Annotated in this window: 14 protein-coding genes; 6 read left to right on the top strand and 8 right to left on the bottom strand. The window is 72.0% G+C overall.

The annotated features are described in order from the left end of the window. Nucleotides 1-30 precede the first annotated feature (30 nt). From E2C04_RS02370 to pstC, 5 genes are all read right to left on the bottom strand, one after another. On the bottom strand, nt 31-975 hold the full coding sequence (locus E2C04_RS02370; protein ID WP_135831389.1) for a sortase domain-containing protein: 945 nt from the start codon (nt 973-975) through the stop codon (nt 31-33). Beyond that, a complete protein-coding gene (locus E2C04_RS02365; RefSeq protein ID WP_135831388.1) occupies nt 972-3,506 on the bottom strand; it encodes a hypothetical protein in 2,535 nt (844 codons plus the stop codon). The genes E2C04_RS02370 and E2C04_RS02365 overlap by 4 nt, the downstream gene beginning before the upstream one ends. Next, complete coding sequence (locus E2C04_RS02360) at nt 3,503-5,179, bottom strand: phosphate ABC transporter substrate-binding protein PstS (protein WP_229721347.1); 1,677 nt, start codon at nt 5,177-5,179, stop codon at nt 3,503-3,505. The genes E2C04_RS02365 and E2C04_RS02360 overlap by 4 nt, the downstream gene beginning before the upstream one ends. Then, a complete protein-coding gene (pstA, locus tag E2C04_RS02355) occupies nt 5,176-6,243 on the bottom strand; it encodes a phosphate ABC transporter permease PstA (RefSeq protein WP_238694401.1) in 1,068 nt (355 codons plus the stop codon). Before pstA ends, E2C04_RS02360 begins: the two co-directional genes overlap by 4 nt. Before the next feature lie 172 nt (nt 6,244-6,415). Further along, entirely contained in the window at nt 6,416-7,435 is a 1,020-nt protein-coding gene (pstC, locus tag E2C04_RS02350) for a phosphate ABC transporter permease subunit PstC (RefSeq protein WP_229721348.1), read from the bottom strand. 214 nt (nt 7,436-7,649) lie between these two features. On the opposite strand from pstC, the gene E2C04_RS02345 reads away from it, so the two are divergent. Both E2C04_RS02345 and E2C04_RS02340 read left to right on the top strand, forming a co-directional pair. Beyond that, complete coding sequence (locus E2C04_RS02345; RefSeq protein WP_135831386.1) at nt 7,650-9,017, top strand: hypothetical protein; 1,368 nt, start codon at nt 7,650-7,652, stop codon at nt 9,015-9,017. Between the two features lie 84 nt (nt 9,018-9,101). Further along, complete coding sequence (locus E2C04_RS02340; protein WP_135831385.1) at nt 9,102-10,190, top strand: Glu/Leu/Phe/Val family dehydrogenase; 1,089 nt, start codon at nt 9,102-9,104, stop codon at nt 10,188-10,190. 106 nt (nt 10,191-10,296) lie between these two features. Here the strand turns inward: E2C04_RS02340 and E2C04_RS02335 are convergent, their stop codons facing one another. Beyond that, complete coding sequence (locus tag E2C04_RS02335; RefSeq protein WP_135831384.1) at nt 10,297-10,485, bottom strand: DUF3073 domain-containing protein; 189 nt, start codon at nt 10,483-10,485, stop codon at nt 10,297-10,299. A gap of 247 nt (nt 10,486-10,732) precedes the next feature. On the opposite strand from E2C04_RS02335, the gene E2C04_RS02330 reads away from it, so the two are divergent. Further along, nucleotides 10,733-11,875: a hypothetical protein gene (locus E2C04_RS02330; protein WP_135831383.1), complete on the top strand. Its 1,143-nt coding sequence runs from the start codon at nt 10,733-10,735 to the stop codon at nt 11,873-11,875. Nucleotides 11,876-11,903: 28 nt separating this feature from the next. Here E2C04_RS02330 and purM read toward each other — a convergent pair whose 3' ends face one another. Both purM and purF read right to left on the bottom strand, forming a co-directional pair. Next, on the bottom strand, nt 11,904-12,974 hold the full coding sequence (gene purM, locus E2C04_RS02325; protein ID WP_135831382.1) for a phosphoribosylformylglycinamidine cyclo-ligase: 1,071 nt from the start codon (nt 12,972-12,974) through the stop codon (nt 11,904-11,906). A gap of 73 nt (nt 12,975-13,047) precedes the next feature. After that, complete coding sequence (purF, locus tag E2C04_RS02320; RefSeq protein ID WP_135833614.1) at nt 13,048-14,601, bottom strand: amidophosphoribosyltransferase; 1,554 nt, start codon at nt 14,599-14,601, stop codon at nt 13,048-13,050. Between the two features lie 277 nt (nt 14,602-14,878). Here purF and E2C04_RS02315 point away from each other — a divergent pair, with 277 nt between their 5' ends. From E2C04_RS02315 to E2C04_RS02305, 3 genes are all read left to right on the top strand, one after another. Next, entirely contained in the window at nt 14,879-16,630 is a 1,752-nt protein-coding gene (locus E2C04_RS02315) for a sensor histidine kinase (protein ID WP_135831381.1), read from the top strand. Between the two features lie 190 nt (nt 16,631-16,820). Continuing rightward, the gene (locus E2C04_RS02310) at nt 16,821-17,471 is read left to right on the top strand and encodes a DUF6801 domain-containing protein (RefSeq protein ID WP_135831380.1); all 651 of its coding nucleotides are present in this window, start codon (nt 16,821-16,823) and stop codon (nt 17,469-17,471) included. A 233-nt stretch (nt 17,472-17,704) separates the two neighbouring features. After that, nucleotides 17,705-18,040, top strand: a complete 336-nt coding sequence (locus E2C04_RS02305; protein ID WP_135831379.1) for a hypothetical protein — start codon at nt 17,705-17,707, stop codon at nt 18,038-18,040. Nucleotides 18,041-18,165 lie beyond the last annotated feature (125 nt).

Genomic DNA, 18,165 nt, shown 5'->3' with positions numbered 1-18,165 from the left:
CCTTTGCTCAGGTGATGCATCTGGTTGGATTCACAACAGGTTGGGCACACGCATCACCACGTCGGTGGTGACCCATGCGCTGGCGATCACGACGGGAGCCGCGACCACCCAGACCAGCGCTGCACTCCAGCGCTGGCGAGCAACGACCACCCCGGTGGTGATCGCCACGAGAAGTCCGAGGCAGAGGGTCAGCAACGGCCACGCCGTCTGCTCGGTGCCCATCGGCTGCTCGGAGTCGGGCACCGCGGCAGGCAGGCCCGCGGGGGCGCCCAGGCCCTTCTGCGCCTCGGCGTCGACATGGATGACCTCGCCCGGCGACAGCGCACCCAACCGCCCCTGCCCCTCGGCGGTGACCAGGACGAGGCGCGCGGCCCCGTCGGGACGCGGCTGCGGCAGCGGGTCGCCGGCACGTCGTACGCCGCTCACCCGGAACTTGGTGGTGCCCTGCGCGGTGACCGCGACCACGGCGTCCCCCGCCGTCAGCTCACCCAGGGTGGCGAACGGGCCTCCGTACGTCGTCGCGCGGCCGGCGACGACGGACGTGCCGACCTGGCCGGGGAGCACGGTGTTGCGCTGGTGGCCGGGGCCCCGCAGCAAGTCGCCCGAGGCGGTGCCCTCGACGACGACCTGCTCGATGCCCAGGCGCGGCACCCGCAGCAGCGCCACCGGCTCGCCGACATCGACGACCGGCCCGACCGGGGCGGTGGCGGCGGCGAGCTGGGCGCGGAAGTCGTCGTACAGCGTGGCCTGGGCCCGCTGCTGGCTGAGCGCGCCGAGGAAGAGCATCTGGGTCAGCGCCCAGGCGGTCACCAGCAGGAGCACCGTCGCTGCGGTCGAGACGACCAGGGCGGTCCGCTCCGCGGGAGGCGACAGCTGGGTGGGAGGCTGCGACGGCGCGGCCGACGACCCTGCCGACGACCCTGCCGACGACCCTGCCGACGACTGGGTCGCACCCGGCTCGGCGAGGGTCGTCATCGCTGCCCCCGCACGGTGAGCAGCAGTCGGCTGCCGGCGCCGACGAGCCCGGCCAGCAGGGCACCGACCAGGAGCAGCGGCAGCAGGCGCGAGGCGACGCCGGAGGAGACCCGGGCGGTCGGCGGCATGGTCACCACCTGCTCCCCCGGTGCGTCCGCCTTCGGGGTGTCGGCCTGTGCCAGCGGGACCTCCGGCAGGGCCTGGTCCGGCACGCCGCTGCTTCCGGTGGGCGCGCTGCCCGGTCCCCCGGTGGTGGGCGCCGGCGCCTGCGAGCTCTTCGGGGCGCCGCCCTGGGCCTCGACCAGGCGCGCCACCCGCTGGGCCTGGGCGTGCAGCCGCGCGGTGGTGCCCTGCGCCAGGATCGGGACGAAGCCCGACGGGAGGTCGCCGTTGCCGCGGCCGGCCCGCTGACCCTCGGAGGTCGAGACCCGGATGAACTGGGCGACCTTGGCGGCGTCGGCCTTGCCGACGCCCCGCAGCCGGGCGGCCGTGTAGACGACGAGCGTGCCGGGGTAGGCCTGCCGCGCCTTGACCAGCGTCGCCATGTCCATCGCGAAGGGCGAGGTGCCGTCGTCCGCGGGGGTGGCCAGCGCGACGGCCCTGTTCATCGCTGAGGTCGTCGGGGCGACGTACGTGCCACCCCTGGTCGCCAGCGAGGCGGAGCGCAGCCCGAAGCGGGCGGCGTCACCGAGGCCGACGACACCGAGCACGAAGCGGGTGCCGACGCCCTGGCGGTCGACGCGGCCGATCTTCCAGGGGTCGGAGGTGGTGGCGCGCTCGCACTTGGTCTGCACGTTGGGCCAGCCGTCGAGGACCGCCTCGGCGATCTTGCGCAGCGAGGTGACCGGTGCCGCGACCTGGCCGAGGTAGGGCGCCGGGTTCTGCTGGTAGCACTCCTGGTTGGTCGGCGGCACGTAGTCGTCGAGCAGCGGCCACTCGGCGCGCGGCAGCGAGATGTCCTCGTACGCGGGGTTGACCCGCATGCCCCACCGGTCGGGTGTGCCGGCGACGAAGGCGCGGGCGTCGGGGTCCTGCGCGACGTAGGAGGTGAGCGCGGTGATCACGTCGCTCTCCTCCGACAGCGACAGCAGGGTCGCCGCCGACTCCCGGGCGATCTGGTCGAGGCCGGGGTTGAGCGCCCGGAACTCCGGGTCGAGGTTGATCGAGACGGGGTTCTTCTCCAGGCCGGGGCGTGAGCGGCCCCGGTCGCTGGCCGGGTAGGACTGGGTGATCAGCTTGGCGACCAGGCGGGCGTTGAGCTTGAGCTGCCCCACCTCACCGGCGTTGCCGGGGCGGTCGACGACGTAGCCGACGGCGAAGCCGGTGACCGCGGTCGGGGCGTACGCGACGGGGTCGGCGCCGGTGGTCTCGTGACGGCCGGAGACCAGCGCGGCGACGGCCTGGCCGTTCTCCATCAGCGCGAAGGCGGCGCCGTCGGCCATCCGGTTGTGCTGGAACTTGAAGCGGTCCTTGCGCAGGCAGTAGGCGGGCGACCACTGCAGCGCCGCCTGGCTGAGCAGCTCGGAGCCGTAGAAGCCGGTGGGGGCGCGGTCGTCCATCACGTCGCAGGCGTCCGGCGGGAGGCCGAAGCTGATCGGCACCGAGAAGCGGCCGCGCCAGTTGGACTCGGCCCACCACAGGTGCGGCGCGACCGCCAGGTCGATGGCGCGCCCGGCGAAGTTGGACTCACCCGCGGCGAACTGCCCGCCCTTGCGGCACTCCGGGTCGGGCCCCTCGCAGCTCAGCCCCTGGATCGGGATGACCACGATCGAGCAGTCCACCTCGGTGGAGCAGCCCAGCGACTGGTTCTCCACGTTGCTGCGCACCTCGAACTGCACCTCGCCGCGGCCGTTGCCGTCGGTGAAGGCGGCGACCTCGGCGGGCGGGAAGGCCGCCCCGACCGCTGCCTCGGGCGCCATCGTGTCGGCGGTGCACGAGGCGTACGTCGTGCCGTCGGCGGCGCGGAAGGGCGTCGTACGGGTGGCGAAGGAGGCGGCGTCCTCGCACTTCTCCGGCACCGGGACCAGGCCCGACTTGAGGGCGCGCTGCTCCGGCGAGGCGTGCAGGTCGTGCAGCCACGGGGCGCTGGTTGCGGGCAGCATCTGGCTGCGCTGCATCCGGCTGGAGGTCCAGCAGGTCTCGGGCGAGAGCTTCTCCTGGCCGGCCCTCGGCTTCTCCACGCCACGGCACTGCAGGACGACGACGGGGTACTCCTGGAGCAGCCCCTCCTCGCCGAAGGGGCTGGCCGAGCGGCCGCCCGTGGGGTGCGCGCCGCTCCAGCTGATCGCGACGCGCTCACGCCCGCGCAGGTTGGTGGTGCGGTCGACGCGGACGGTCACGTCGCGCTCGTCGACGGTGAGCGTGCGGGCGCCGTTGACGAACGTGCGCTCGAGCTTCTTCGTCGCGCTCCAGCCGTCCTCGGCGGCCTGGGCCGGAGGGGTCGGAGCGAGCCCCACCGCCGCCGAGGCGGCCAGCACCAGCCCGGCCACCAGCGCGCGCAGCCGGGCGCGCGGCCCTGCGACGGCGCTCATCGACGACCGCCCGCGGAGGGACGCCCACGTCGGGCCAGGAGGAGTCCGGGCAGCAGCACCAGCGCCAGCAGCTGGGCCAGGGCCAGCCACGCGAAGGGGGTCGCGTCGCCGGGCCGTGCGGCCGTGAGCTCGGTCGGGGTCGCGCTCACCGCGACGTCGCCGACCACGGCGCCCCCGACCACCTCGCCGGTCGTGGGGTCGACGCCGGAGCCGACGTCTCCCCCGGCCGGCACCTCCCCCGGTGTGGCGCCTCCCCCGGACGGGACGTTGCCGCCGCCCTGCGAGGGAGCGTCGCCGCTCGCGCCACCACCCCCATCGGTGCTGGGCTTGCCGGTGCCGGTCGCGGTGCCGCACGGGCCCTGCCCGACGGCGTCGCACGCGGCGGGCTGGGGTGCGATCTCCGCGAGCTTGTTGCGCTTGAGGTCGGAGCCGGTGAAGGTCGGGTTGTTGCACTTGCTGACCGAGCGGTTGCTGAGGTCGACGCCCGGGTCGGCCTGCTGGAGCCGCCCCACCTGCGTGAAGGCGGCCTGCACCAGGTTGAGCGGCAGTGGCGAGTAGCCGTAGGGACCGGCCTTCGACTGCCCCTCGCACAGCGAGTAGTAGAGGAAGTCGCCGAGCGTCTGGCGCTTCGACGTCGTCATCCGCTGGTCCTTCGACCCGGTCGGGATGATCATGTAGGAGTACGACGACAGCGGGTAGGCACGCTTGTCGGTCGAGCGGTAGACGTCGGTGAGGATCTGCGTCAGGTAGTCCTTGGACTTCCGGTCCTGGTTGATCCGGGCCTTGGTCAGCGCGACGGCGACGTTGTACTGCGTCGGCTCCACGAAGTAGCCGCCCTTGTTGAGCACCTTGACGACCGGATACTTCTTGTTGAGCGGGTAGGCGTACTCGACGTAGCCGATCGAGCCGTTGCCGGCGAAGCCGGAGATGTAGTTCATCATCTGGTCGGAGCCGGCCTGGCCGATCATCCGGCCCTTCTTAGGGAAGTACGAGGTGTAGCCCGACCGCCCGAAGAACGGGCGCCACAGGCCCGCGTGCTCAGCGTCCATCCAGGTGGTCAGCTGCGCCGTGGTGCCGGAGCCGTCGGAGCGGACCACCGGCGTGATCGCCAGCGAGGGGAACTTCCGACCGTTGTTGTCCTTGGTGATCGCCGGGTCGTTCCAGTTGGTGATCCTGTTGGTGAAGATCTTGGCGAGCGTCTCCCCCGACAGCCGCAGGTTGCGGACCAGCTCGTTGCCGATCTTGAGCTGGTAGGTGAAGGCGGTGCCGCCGGCCACCACGGGCAGGTAGGCGAACTCGCGCCCACCGGCGTTGTCGGCGTTGCCGAACTCGTCGACGCCCGGGTAGGGGATCTCGGAGATGCCGAAGTCGGTGACGTTCTGGGCGAAGTTCTTGCGGCCCTGCGAGGAGCCGCCACCGTTGTAGGTGACCTTCATGCCGAGCGAGTCGACGTCGGAGATCCACTGCTGCACGATCACCTCCGACCAGGTCGACCCCGACCCCTCGATCTGGGCGTACGCCGGCCGCGCACCCGGGCGCTGGTCGTTCCCGATGCCGGTGGTCGGGGTCGCGCCAGCGATCGCTGCGGGGCCCGCGACGGCGCCGACGAGCAGGCCGAGGGTGAGCAGCGCGCGGGCGGCGAGCGACCGCGTACGAGGGGTGGGGGTGGTCACGAGTCCTCCTGGGAGCGGGCACGACGAGGAAGGGTGAGGCGCAGGCCGGCGAAGCGGCGTACGAGGCCGGGGCGGGCGGCGGCCCGACGGGGGCGGGCCACCAGACGGGCGGCGACGAAGAGCACCAGCACCAGGACGAGCAGGACCGTGGCGGCGCCGAAGGCACGCTCGATCATCATCGGCTCGGGGCTTCGCGCGCCGGTGAAGATGAAGAGGGGCAGGGAGTTCATCACCCCGTCACCGGGGTTGAGCACGGTGAAGTTGGCGACGCCCGAGGTCAGCAGCACCGGGCTGGTCTCGCCGATCCCGCGGGCCACCCCGAGGATCAACGCGGTGGCCAGCCCCGGGCGGGCGGTCGGCAGGACGACGTGCCACACGGTGCGCCAGCGGCTGGCCCCCAGCGCCAGGCTCGCCTCGCGCAGGCCGCCCGGGACGACGCGCAGCACCACGTCGGCGGCACGGGCGATGATCGGGAGCATCATCACGCTCAGCGCCATCGCGGCGGCCAGGCCGGAGCGCGGGAAGCCGAGCGTCACGACCAGGACCGTGTAGACGAAGAGGCCGGCGACGATGGAGGGCAGCGCCGTCATCGCCTCGACGATCGTGCGGACGACCCGGGCGAGCCGCCCGCCGACCTCGGTCATGAAGACCGCCGTGCCGATGCCCAGCGGCAGCGTCACCAGGATCGCGATGCCCATCTGCACCAGCGACCCGACGACGGCGTGCACGACGCCGCCCCGGTCGAGGGCGTCGCGGGGCCCGACGCCGGCCATGTCGTGGACGTAGAAGTTGAGGTGGGTCAACGGCCCCCAGCCCCGCAGCACCACGAAAACCATCACCGACAGCAGGGCCGCACCGACCAGCAGGGCGCCGGAGGTCACCACGCCCTGCACCACGCGGTCGAGGACGTCGACCTTGCGCCCGACGAGCGCGGCGGTGACGCCGGAGAGGACGAGCCCGAGCACGAACCAGGCCACCAGCAGCCAGGCCACGCCACCCAGCGGCAGGAGCCGTTGGGTGGTCAGGAAGGCCATCGCGAAGGCGGCCACCCAGGCGCCCAGCACGGCGAACCGCTCCTCGGCGGTGGGACGCCCGAGGCCGGGGCGCGGCAGCGGCGCCGGGGCAGCCTCGTCGCGGGTGGGCAGGTGGGTGGTGCCACGGACCAGGCCCTCGCGCGTCGCTGCCGAGGGGGAGCAGCGGCCTCGGGGCCCGGCCCGGGCGGCGTGAGGATCGTCATCAGGCGTCCGTCCCGGCCCCGGAGCGGCTCCGGTTCACGATCACGGCCGCCAGCGTGTTGACGACCAGGGTGATGAGGAAGAGCACGAAGCCCGCGGTGAGCAGGGCGGAGAGCTGGGCCTGGCTGGCGTCGCCGAAACGACCGGCAATGAGTGCCGAGACGGTGTTGGTGCCGACCTCGAGGACGCTCGCCTTCATCACGAAGTCGGGCGAGATGATCAGCAGCACCGCGATGGTCTCGCCCAGGGCGCGGCCCAGGCCGAGCATCGTGCCACCGATGATGCCGCCGCGGCCGAAGGGCAGCACGACGCTGCGGATCATGCCCCAGCGGGTGGCGCCCAGGGCCAGCGCCGCCTCCTTCTCCCCGGGCGGGGTCTGGGAGAAGACCTGGCGCATCACCGCGCACGCCATCGGCATCACCATCATCGCCACCGCGATGCCCGCGCAGAAGGCCGAGCTGATGTAGCGGGAGGTGTCCCAGACGGCGGCGTCCGGGTCGGAGTCGACCGCGAAGAAGGGGATCCAGCCGAACGTGCGGTGCAGCCACAGCGCGAGCTCCGCGGCGTGAGGCATGACCAGGAAGTAGCCCCACATCCCGTAGATGATCGAGGGCACCGCGGCCATCAGGTCGACGAGCGAGACCAGCGTGGCGCGGATCCGCGCGGGGGCGTACTCACTGATGTAGAGAGCGGTCAGCAGCGAGAGCGGGAAGGCGATCGCCATCGCGACGGCCGCCACCTGGACCGTGCCGAGCAGCACGGCCGCCATGCCGACGACGTCGGCCTCCGGCTCCCACGCCTGCTCGGTGAAGAAGCTCCAGCCGTAGCGCTGGAGGGTCGGCACCGACTGCCACGCGAGGAAGGCACCGATGCCGCCGGTGACGACGAGCACGGTCGCGCCGACGGCGCGGGCGCCCCACTCGAACGCCCGGTCGGAGCCGACCGGACGCCGGGAGATGCGGCGCGGGAGCACGGGCAGGTCGTCCCTCGACGACCTCCCCGCTGCGGGAAGGATGGTCACTTCGATGCTTTCGTACGACCCGAGAGAACGATCTGCTGAACGCACTGATCGTGGCGGCCGAAGAGAAACTCGAGCATGGTCCCGGGTGAACGCCGCGCCAACTCTCGACACCGCGTCGGCCAACAGGGCGCCGGCCCGGAGCCCGCCACGACGGTCCGGCGACCGACCACCTGCCAGAATGACGCGGTGCTGATCGCCACCCCGGAGCAGGCCCGTGCTCGGTGAGTTCACCGAGGTCGCGCGGCGCCGACCCGTCGACCTGGTGGCTCCCCGCTCGGCGACCCCGCTGCCGCCCGGGGTGCTGCGGGCGCTGCCGCGACCGGCGCCGTACGCAGCGGTGCGCGCTGCCGTCGCGCCGCACGTCGCCGCCCAGGCACGCGTCGACCTCGTGCTGGCCAGCGGCAGCGACCGGTTCACCGCCTGGTGGGACCCGGTCACCGGCGCCGTCGGCCTCGAGGTGACCACCGGGGAGCAGACCAGCACCCACGTCAGCCGACGCCGTGGGCGCCTCCCCCACCGCCCACACGCGCTGGCGCTCACCCTCACCGGCACCCACCTGACCCTCTTCTCCGGCACCGACGGCACGTGGGAGGCGCACGCGCGGTACGACGTCGTCGGACGCTGCGACGTCCGTGACGCGGGCTGGTTGTCGGCGCTGGAGGCCGGGGCGCCCGGCACCGACGGGGTGCTGCGCGACGTGGTGGCGGGCGGCTTCGGCCAGCTCGGCCTGCGTGACGTGCGCTGGGTGACCGAGACCGACGGCACGCCGGTGCTCCTCGACGGGCACCTCGTGCTGAGCGCCACCTCGGCCGGCCCGGGCTTCTTCGACACCGCCCACACGAGCCTGTGGCGGCTGCACCCCGACACCCTCGAGCTCGTGCACCTCTCCGACCTCTTCTTCTCCCGACGCGACGCGGCCGGGCGCGTGGGGGCGTACGGCGACCACGCGACCCACGTCGTCCGCGACGGAGGGCGGTGGCTGGTGGCGACCAGCACGTGGGGCGACTTCGACAGGGCGACCCGGCCGGTGCGGGTGGTCCTGGCCGAGACCGACGCCGACCTGCTCAACGGTGAGCACCTGCTGCCCGCCCGCGACCTTGCGCTGCCCACCGACGGCTTCCGCTCGGTCGGCGTCTGGGACCCGCACCTGCGCCGCGACGCGACGGGCTGGCGGGTCGGCTACGTCAGCGCGCGCAAGTACTTCGTCTTCCACCCCGTGCTCGCTGCCGGGCCCTCGCTCGACGCGCTCGAGGTGACGGCGTACGACGCCGCTCGCCGCGCGACCGAGGGCACCACGTGGCTCGAGGTCGACGGACAGCTGCGGGTGCTGGCCAGCGACGGCCGCGACGGCCGGGCAGGTGCCCGCGAGCGGTTCGTCGTCCTCGACGAGCAGCTGCGCGAGGTCGGCACCCTCGACGCGCCCTACCCCTCGAACCTGCCCTGGCCGACGGTGGTGCCGACCGCCGACGGCTGGCTGATGGCAACCTTCGACGGCACCCCGACCGGGGGCGACATCCTCGGCTACGGCACCCACGGCGACCTGGTCCTGATGCGGTCGTCGGGCGAGGCGGGCGCGCACTAGGCTGAGTGACGTGGACCACACACCCTCGTGGTCCCGCCACCACGCGCCACACCATCCACGTGGCCCTGACCGTCAGGAGTCCTGATGCCCGACGCCCCCGTCGACCTGTTCGCCGACACCGACCACGAGCAGGTCGTCTTCGCCCACGACCGTGAGAGCGGCCTGCGCGCCGTCATCGCGATCCACTCGACCGCGCTGGGCCCCGGCCTGGGCGGCACCCGCTTCCACCCCTACGCCAGCACCGACGACGCGGTGCGCGACGTGCTCGCGCTGTCGAAGGGGATGACGTACAAGAACGCGCTCGCCGGCCTCGACCTCGGCGGCGGCAAGGCCGTGATCATCGGCGACCCGCGCACCGACAAGAACGAGGCGCTGCTGCGGGCGTACGGCCGCTTCGTCGAGGCGCTGGCCGGTCGCTACTACACCGCCTGCGACGTCGGCACCTTCTCCGCCGACATGGACGTGGTCGCGCGCGAGACGTCGTACGTCACCGGCCGCACCGTCGAGCACGGCGGCGCCGGCGACTCGTCGGTGCTCACCGCGTACGGCGTGCACCAAGGCATGCGGGCGTCGGCGTCGCACCTGTGGGGGCAGCCCTCACTGGAGGGTCGCACCGTCGGCGTCGCCGGGGTCGGGAAGGTCGGCGTGCACCTCGTCGGCCACCTCGTCGAGGAGGGCGCCAAGGTCGTCGTCACCGACGTGTGGCAGCCCGCGCTCGACCGCATCCTCGACCTGCACCCGGGCGTCTCGGTGGCCAGCTCGACCGAGTCGATGCTGGCCGGCGACGCGGGCTCGCTCGACGTGTACGCCCCGTGCGCGCTCGGCGGAGCGCTCACCGTCGACGTCGCGCGGCACCTCGGCGCGCGCGTCGTCTGCGGGGCAGCCAACAACCAGCTCGCCACCCCGGAGGCCGGAGAGGTGCTCGCGCAGCGCGGAGTCCTCTACGCGCCCGACTTCGTCGTGAACTCGGGCGGCGTCATCCAGGTCGCCGACGAGCTCGAAGGGTTCAACTTCGAGCGCGCCAAGCGTCGGGCGCACGGCATCTTCGCGACGACGCTGGCCATCCTCGACAGGGCAGCCAGCGACGGCACGACGACTGCCGAGGCAGCCGAACGGGTGGCCGAACAGCGCATCCACGCGGTGGGACGCCTGCGAGGCATCCACCTGCCCTGAGGCGCGCCACAGCGGGCGTCGACACAGGGTGTGAAGACGGGCGGGGCGTGGTCGCACGGGTCCTGACGGCGAGAGCCGATGGGATCGGTGCGGTCACGCCCCCCAGTCAATCGCGCTGAGGGTCAGCGTAGTCAGACCAGTCGTCGGCATCGTCCGCCGACTGCTCAGTTTGTCTTGTGCCGGTGTCACCACCGTGCAGCTCCTTGGCCAGCGCCCCGAAGTCCGTCTCGTGAGTGCGGTACTTCAGGTCGCGAGCGACCTTCGTCTGCTTAGCCTTAGCTCGGCCGCGCCCCATAGGGTCCGACCCCCTCGCACGCTTGGCCGGGGCTCTTGGCGCGAACGCCGCGGCACCCGGTCTCTGGTCTGGATACTCTCGTGGGGGCAACGTTACCGGCTGCTTGGCTGTTCCCGCACACCCAGGTCGGTATTCACGCCGGTTTCGGTGCGAAATTCGCTGACAGCGCAAGAACCGCCCGCTCACTCCCGTCCTCGGGGTGACGAAGCCCTCCCCCGGCGCCCCTGTCCGCTGCCATACTCCGACCATGACCCGCCGTACGCCGGTGCTCGCTCCCCGGCTCCTCGTGGCCGTCGTCGCCGCGGCCGGCGCAGTCCTGCTGAGCAGCTGCAGCGGCCCCTTGGCCAAGGTGCTGGATCCCGGTCCGGCGCCGACGCTCGAGCGGGCGTGGACCGTTCCGGGGTTGAACCTCAAGCCGGAGGCCACCGGGGACCACCACTGGCTGACCCGGGCGTTCCAGCGCAACGGCATCGGCTGGGGCACCACCTTCACCTACATGGGCACCCAGGCCGTCGACGCCCGCACCGGCACGATCCAGACGATGCAGCTGGACAGGGCCCTGCGGTGGTGCTGGGGCCTCGCCGCAGTCTCGCCCGGCGGCCGCGCACCGCTGCTCGTCGCCTCGGCGAGGAAGCCCGCGCCCGACGACCCTCGTACGTGCAACCGCCTGGCGGTCTTCGACCTCTCGACCGGCAAGGTCGAGGTCGTCGCCGAGGACCTCGACCTCACGTCCCTCTCCCCGAGGATCAGCTTCGCCGTCGACGACGAGCTGGCAGCGCTGGTGGACGACACCGGCCGCGTCGTGTGCCGGCGCCTCGACGACGGCGCCGCGGTGGCCGCCGACGACGCCACCTGCCAGGCACTGCGGGACCACCACACCCACGCCGACCTCCCGGAGCTCGTCGACCCCGCCGGCGAGCCGGTGCCGCTGGCGTTCGGGGCTGCGACCGACGCCGACCGGGTGGAGCTGGGGCGCACCGACGACGTGCTCCTGGTGCGCGACCGCGTCGAGGAGTCGCTGGCCGACGGCACGCTCGAGTCGGGCTACGCCGTCCGTGCGCACGACCTGGACAGCGGCAGGACGCTCTGGCAGGAGGCCCTCACGCAGGACCCCTACGGCGGCGCCTGGTCGCGCGACGTGACCTACTTCGTGGCCCCCTCCGGGGTGGCGCGGGTGTCGTACGAGCACCCCGACAACGTGCTCGTCGCCTCCAGCACGCCGATGGTCATCACCGCGGTGGACCCGCGCACCGGGGAGGAGCTCAAGGAGGTGGCGCGGATCAACGGCGGGTGGTTCTCCCACCAGTTCGGCGAGATGACCGTCGCCCTCACCGACCAGGAGCTGCAGCTCAACGCCACCATCTCGGGCTTCGTGCTGCCCCAGTGGTGAGTTCAGTGGTGAATTCGGTGGTGAGGCGTCACCAGCCGGGGTGCTGACCCTCCAAGCGTACGCGGCCCGCCTCGGCGTCACCGGCGGCCTCGCGGACCTCACCGGCGACCCAGGCGCGGATGCCGAACTCCGCCAAGCCGGCGATCGCGGCGTCCACGTCAGAGGGGGCGGTCAGCGAGACCATGCCGACGCCCTGGTTGAGGGTCGCCTCGAGGTCGGGCTGCGGCACGCTGCCGACCTGGCGGACCAGGTCGAAGATCGGCTGCGGGGTCCAGGTGGCGCGGTCGATGACGGCCGTCATGGTCTTCGGCATGACGCGCTCCAGGTTGGCGGCGAGGCCACCACCGGTGACGTGCGACATCGCGTGGGTCTCGGTGCGCTTGGCCAGGTCGAGGCAGGCCTTGGCGTAGATCCGCGTGGGGACCAACAGCTCCTCGCCCAGGGTGGTGCCGAGCTCGTCGACGTGGCGGTCGAGCTCCCACTTGGCCGTGTTCAGCAGGACGTGGCGCACCAGGGAGTAGCCGTTGGAGTGCAGGCCCGAGGCCTCCATGGCAATGACCACGTCGCCCGCGCGCACCCGGTCGGCGCCGAGGAGCTCGTCGGCCTCGACGACACCGGTGGTGGCGCCGGCGACGTCGTACTCGTCGGGGTGCAGCAGCCCGGGGTGCTCGGCGGTCTCGCCGCCGATGAGGGCGGTACCGGCCAGCGCGCACGCCTCGGCGATGCCCTTGACGATCGCGGCGATGCGCTCGGGGACGACCTTGCCGGTGGCGATGTAGTCGGTCATGAAGAGCGGCTCGGCGCCGCAGACGACCAGGTCGTCGACGACCATGCCGACGAGGTCGTGGCCGATGGTGTCGTGGACGTCCATCTTCTGCGCGATGGCGACCTTGGTGCCGACGCCGTCGGTGGAGGTCGCGAGCAGCGGCCGCTTGTACTTGGTCAGCGCGGAGGCGTCGAAGAGGCCGGCGAAGCCGCCCAGGCCACCGAGCATCTCGGGACGGCGGGCCTTCTCGACCCACTCCTTCATCAGGTCGATGGCGCGGTCGGCGGCCTCGATGTCGACACCGGCGGCGTAGGCGTTGGTTGCGTCGGTCACGAGGGCGCTCCTGGGGCTGGGGTCACGGCTGGGGTCACGGCTGGGGTCACGGCGGCGGTCACGAGGGCGTACGTCAGGGGCGCTCGAGCGCGTCGGCGGCACCGCCACCGGCGAGGGAGGTGGCCAGTCCGTCGACGTCACCGGCCGTCCCGCCCAGCTCGAGGCTGAGCTGCGGCTGCTCGAGCACGCTCTTGCCGCCCAGGGTCGGGTCGGGCAGCGGGATCGGGTAGTCACCGTCGAAGCAGGCGCGGCAGAGGTTCTGCTTGGGCACCGTGGTGGCGTCGACCAGGTCGTCGAGGTCGATGTAGCCGAGCGAGTCGGCGTCGATCGAGCGACGGATCTCCTCGGTGGTGAGGCCGTTGGCGATCAGCTCCGCGCGGGTGGCGAAGTCGATGCCGTAGAAGCACGGCCACTTCACCGGCGGGGAGGAGATGCGCACGTGCACCTCGCGGGCGCCGGCCTCGCGGAGCATGCGGATCAGCGCGCGCTGGGTGTTGCCGCGCACGATCGAGTCGTCGACGACGACCAGGCGCTTGCCCTCGATCACGTCGCGCAGCGGGTTGAGCTTGAGGCGGATGCCGAGCTGGCGGATCGTCTGCGACGGCTGGATGAAGGTGCGGCCGACGTAGGAGTTCTTGACCAGGCCGACGCCGTAGGGGATCCCGGACTCCTCGGCGTAGCCGATGGCCGACGGGGTGCCCGACTCCGGCACCGGGATGACCAGGTCGGCCTCGGCCGGGAACTGGCGCGCCAGGCGGCGGCCGATCTCGACGCGCACCGAGTGCACGCGCTGGTCGTTCATCAGCGTGTCGGGGCGGGCCAGGTAGACGAACTCGAAGAGGCAGTGCTTGGGGGCGGGCTCGGCGAAGCGGTTCGTACGCAGCCCCGACTCGTCGATGGCGACCAGCTCACCGGGCTCGATCTCGCGGATGAAGGAGGCGCCGACGATGTCGAGGGCAGCGGTCTCGGAGGCGACCACCCAGCCGCGCTCGAGGCGTCCGAGCACCAGCGGGCGGATGCCCTGCGGGTCGCGCGCTGCGTACAGGGTGTGCTCGTCCATCCAGACGAAGGAGAAGGCGCCCTTCACCTGCGGGAGGAGCTCGAGGGCACGCTCCTCGACCGTCATGTCGGGGTGGTCGGCCAGCAGGGCCGTGACGACGCTGGTGTCGTTGGTCGACGCCGGCATCCGCTGGTCGGGGTCGGAACCCTCGGCGAGCAGCTCGGCCAGGTCGGCGGTGTTGGTGAGGTTGCCGTTGTGGGCGAGGGCGAGCGAGCCGTTGGGCGTCGGGTGGAAGGTGGGCTGGGCGTTGTGCCACGTGCTGGCGCCGGTGGTCGAGTAGCGCGCGTGGCCGATGGCCACGTGTCCCTTGAGCGAGTCGAGGGTCGCGTCGTCGAAGACCTGAGAGACCAGGCCCATGTCCTTGTAGACGAGGATCTGCTTGCCGTTGCTGACCGCGATGCCGGCCGACTCCTGGCCGCGGTGCTGCAACGCGTAGATGCCGAAGTAGGTGAGCTTGGCGACGTCCTCGCCGGGTGCCCACACTCCGAAGACACCACAGGCGTCCTGAGGACCTTGGTCCTGGGGGTCGATGGCGGCCGACAGTCGCCCGTCGCCGCCCTTGCGCATGTTGCTGGCCTGGCCCACGCCCAAAGTGTACGGCGGACTGCCGGCCGCGCTCGCCTCCGGACCGCGCGCGGACACGACGTACGCGGCGCCCACCTCCCGCGCGGGTGGACGGCGGGCAAAACTTGAGGGGCGGATCACCCAAATTAGGTATCTCGGTCCATGGGCTCACCGCTACGCTGACGAGGAACGAAGTGATACAAGCGTCCTACTCGCACGCGGAGGCGCAGCACGGCGCAGGGAAGACTCGGGCACGACGCAGGGAAAACGGGGGGGCGGGATGCCGGTACGCAGCATCGACGCTGCTGTCGTCGACACGCTCGACAGCATCCTGGCCGGCGTCACCGACCTGATGGGCTTCGAGGTCGCCACCATCAGCGTGGCCCACGTCGACGGGGTCCTCGAGACCGTCGCGGTCGCCGGCAGCGACGAGGCGAAGTCGGCCCTGCGCGGGCACCGCGTCGAGGTCGACCTGGTGCACGCCGAGCTGGTCGACGCCGAGGAGTGGGGACCGTGGCGCTTCGTCCCGCACGACCGACTGAAGCTCGACGCCGAGCGTTTCGCCTGGATCTCCAGCGAGGTCGAGGCCACCGACGACCCGACCCGCTGGCACCCCCTCGACGTGCTGGTCGCCCCGCTGTACGACGGTGGCGGGCGCCTGCGGGCGCTCATCTCCGTGGACAGCCCCGAGAACCGGATGCGCCCCACCCAGGCGGTCCGCGAGGACCTGGCGAGCTTCGTCGAGCAGACCCGGCCGGCGGTGCTCAACCTGATCGAGCGCTCCGAGCTCGCGGCCCAGGTGCGCCTGGCCGACGCCGCCCGCCTGGTGGTGCGCCAGGCCAGCTCCGAGCTCTCCATCGAGCGGATCATCGAGGTCATCCAGAGCGCGGTCACCCGCTGCTTCGACGCCTTCGGCATGTGGATCCAGACCTTCGACGAGGGCGGCGACGGGCAGGGCGCCATCCACGCCTCCAACGGCGCGGAGATCCGGCTCTCCGAGGACCTGCGCCGCATCGCCCGACCGGCGGCGCGGATGATGTGGGCCTCCCAGGACGTCGCCGCGATCGGCCGCTCGTCGATCACCCCCGACATCCTCACGGACGCGCAGCGCGAGCAGATCTACAGCTTCATGAAGACGATCGACGTGACGTCGATGCTCTTCATCCCGCTCGGCGCGGGCAAGGAGTGCCTCGGCAACCTCGTGCTCACGCGGCACGGAGAGCTGCGTACGGAGTGGTCGGAGGTCGAGCGACGCGTCGCCCTCGACATCGGCCACGACCTCGGCCGCGCCCTGCTCAACGCCCGTTCCTTCGAGCGCGAGCGGCAGCTGGTCGCCGAGCTGCGGGAGCTCAACTCCTACAAGTCCAACCTGATCGCCACGCTCTCCCACGAGCTCAAGAACCCGCTCACCGCGATCCTCGGGCACACCGAGATGCTGGAGGCGAGTCCGGAGCTCACCCCGTCGGCCCGCAACTCGATCGCGGCCGTCGAGCGGGGGGCGGCGCGGATGCAGCGCCTCGTCGACGACCTGCTCGTCCTGGCCCGCGCCGGTGACCCGCACGCAGCGTTCGACCCTTCGCCGATCGACCTGCACGCCGCAGTGCTGGACGCCGTGGACCTGATGCGCGTGACCATCAACCGCAAGGAGCTCGACGTGGTCGTCGACGCCCCGGACGAGAGCCTGAAGGTGCTCGCCGAGAGCGACGGGATCGACCGGATCGTCTCCAACCTGGTCAGCAACGCCATCAAGTACACGCCCGAGGGTGGCCGGGTCACGGTGAGCCTGCGGGCGCTCAAGCGGCAGGTCCGCCTGGACGTGGTCGACAGCGGGATCGGGATCTCCCGGCGCGACCAGGAGCAGCTCTTCAGCGAGTTCTTCCGCTCCACCAACCCGGCGGCGGTCGCCCTGCCCGGCACCGGCCTCGGACTGGCGATCGTCAAGAGCATCGTGGAGCGCCACGACGGCCGGATCACCTGCGAGTCGACGCTGGGGAAGGGCACCACCTTCAGCGTGCTGCTCCCCCGCGCCTGACCCAGCACGCCGGCGCACGTGGAGAAAGTCCACGAATCTCACGATCCGAGAAGGAATCTACGGATCAGTAGCCTCGGAGTGTCGCTGCCCTAATGTCCACGGGAGTGCACTAAGTCACACATCGGGAGGGAGCGGCGCCACGGCGCTGACCCGGTCTGGGACATCAAAGCTATTGGGAGGGAATTCCACCATGCCTGAAATCAAGCCCACTCGGCGCGCAGTCATCCGGACCGCCGCCTGGTCGGTCCCGGCCGTCACGGTTGCTGCCGCCGCCCCGGCGTTCGCCGCCTCGTCGCCGGCGCAGGTCACGTACCAGACCGTCACCAAGTCGTTCCAGTTCAACCCGGTCATCCTGGGCACGGTCAACACCGACCCCGTCAACATCGTGACCGTCGACGTGACCGCCACCATCCCGGCGACGATCCCCGTCGGCGAGACCGCTGCCCCCGTCCAGACCCAGTCGACCGTGACGATCCCGGCAGGCCTTGCCGGCATCCTCGGCAGCCTGATCCTGGGCAACCCGGCCACGGTCGAGGGCACCTCGGTCTCCCGGACCACCCTGGCCGGCTCCTTCACGGGCGAGTCGATCACCAACCTCACCATCCCGCAGACGCCGTTCGCTGCCCCGCTCTCGCTCACGGCCTCCGGCTCCGGCGCCGAGGGTCTGACCATCCCGGCGGGCAACCCGACCGGTGCGGTCACCCTCACCCTCCAGCCGCCGGCCTCGCAGCTGCAGGGACGCAACGCGTCGGGCGCCCCGACCAACGCCACCCCGTACGCGTCCGAGCTCCGCGCGATCGCCGGCGCCGACTACACGCTGGGCACCTTCGAGATCGTCTGATCCCACCAGCGCAGCAAACCCGCGAAGCCCCCGCCCCCCGGCGGGGGCTTCGTTGCGTTTCACCGGTGCGAACAAACCGATTCCAAGACAACTCGTCCCGCAAAAGTAGCCGCGACTAGCAGGCTAGAGAATATATGTGAGATTCCCGTCACTTCTCGGAGGAACCTCTCATCACCCACGCCACTCCCAGCCGCCGCGCTGTCATCCGTACCGCGGCCTGGTCCGTGCCTGCCGTGACGGTCGCCACCGCGGCGCCGGCCTTCGCCACGTCGCCGCCGCCGGTGGCCCTGCCCGACATGTCGACGACTGCGCTGCCGACCCCGGCGCGTGCCGGCGCCAACATCAACGTCCCCGGGTTCACCCTGACCAACACCGGCACGGCCGACACGATCGGCATCGTCTTCACCTTCGAGCTCGCCGGCGCCAACATCAACCGCATCTCCGCTGCGGGCATGGATGCCAACGGCTTCTCCGGCATGACCGTGACCGGCTACGGCACGCCCACCGCCGTCCTCACCCTTCCGCCGAACTTCTTCGGCCGTAACGCCGCCGCCGCGGCGGCACGATGAGCGTCCCGGTTGCCCTCACCCTGGAGACCAGCAGCTCCACGCCCACGACCCTCGACACCACGATCGTGGCGTCGAACGGCGGCCCCGCGTCCGAGCAGACCTTCACCGTCTGACGTCCACGCGAA

It is taken from the genome of Nocardioides daphniae (assembly GCF_004777465.1).
In the GTDB taxonomy this organism is placed as follows: Bacteria; Actinomycetota; Actinomycetes; order Propionibacteriales; family Nocardioidaceae; genus Nocardioides; species Nocardioides daphniae.
Note: the sequence above shows the minus strand (reverse complement) of the source record. Positions and strands in the feature narration are given on the sequence as shown.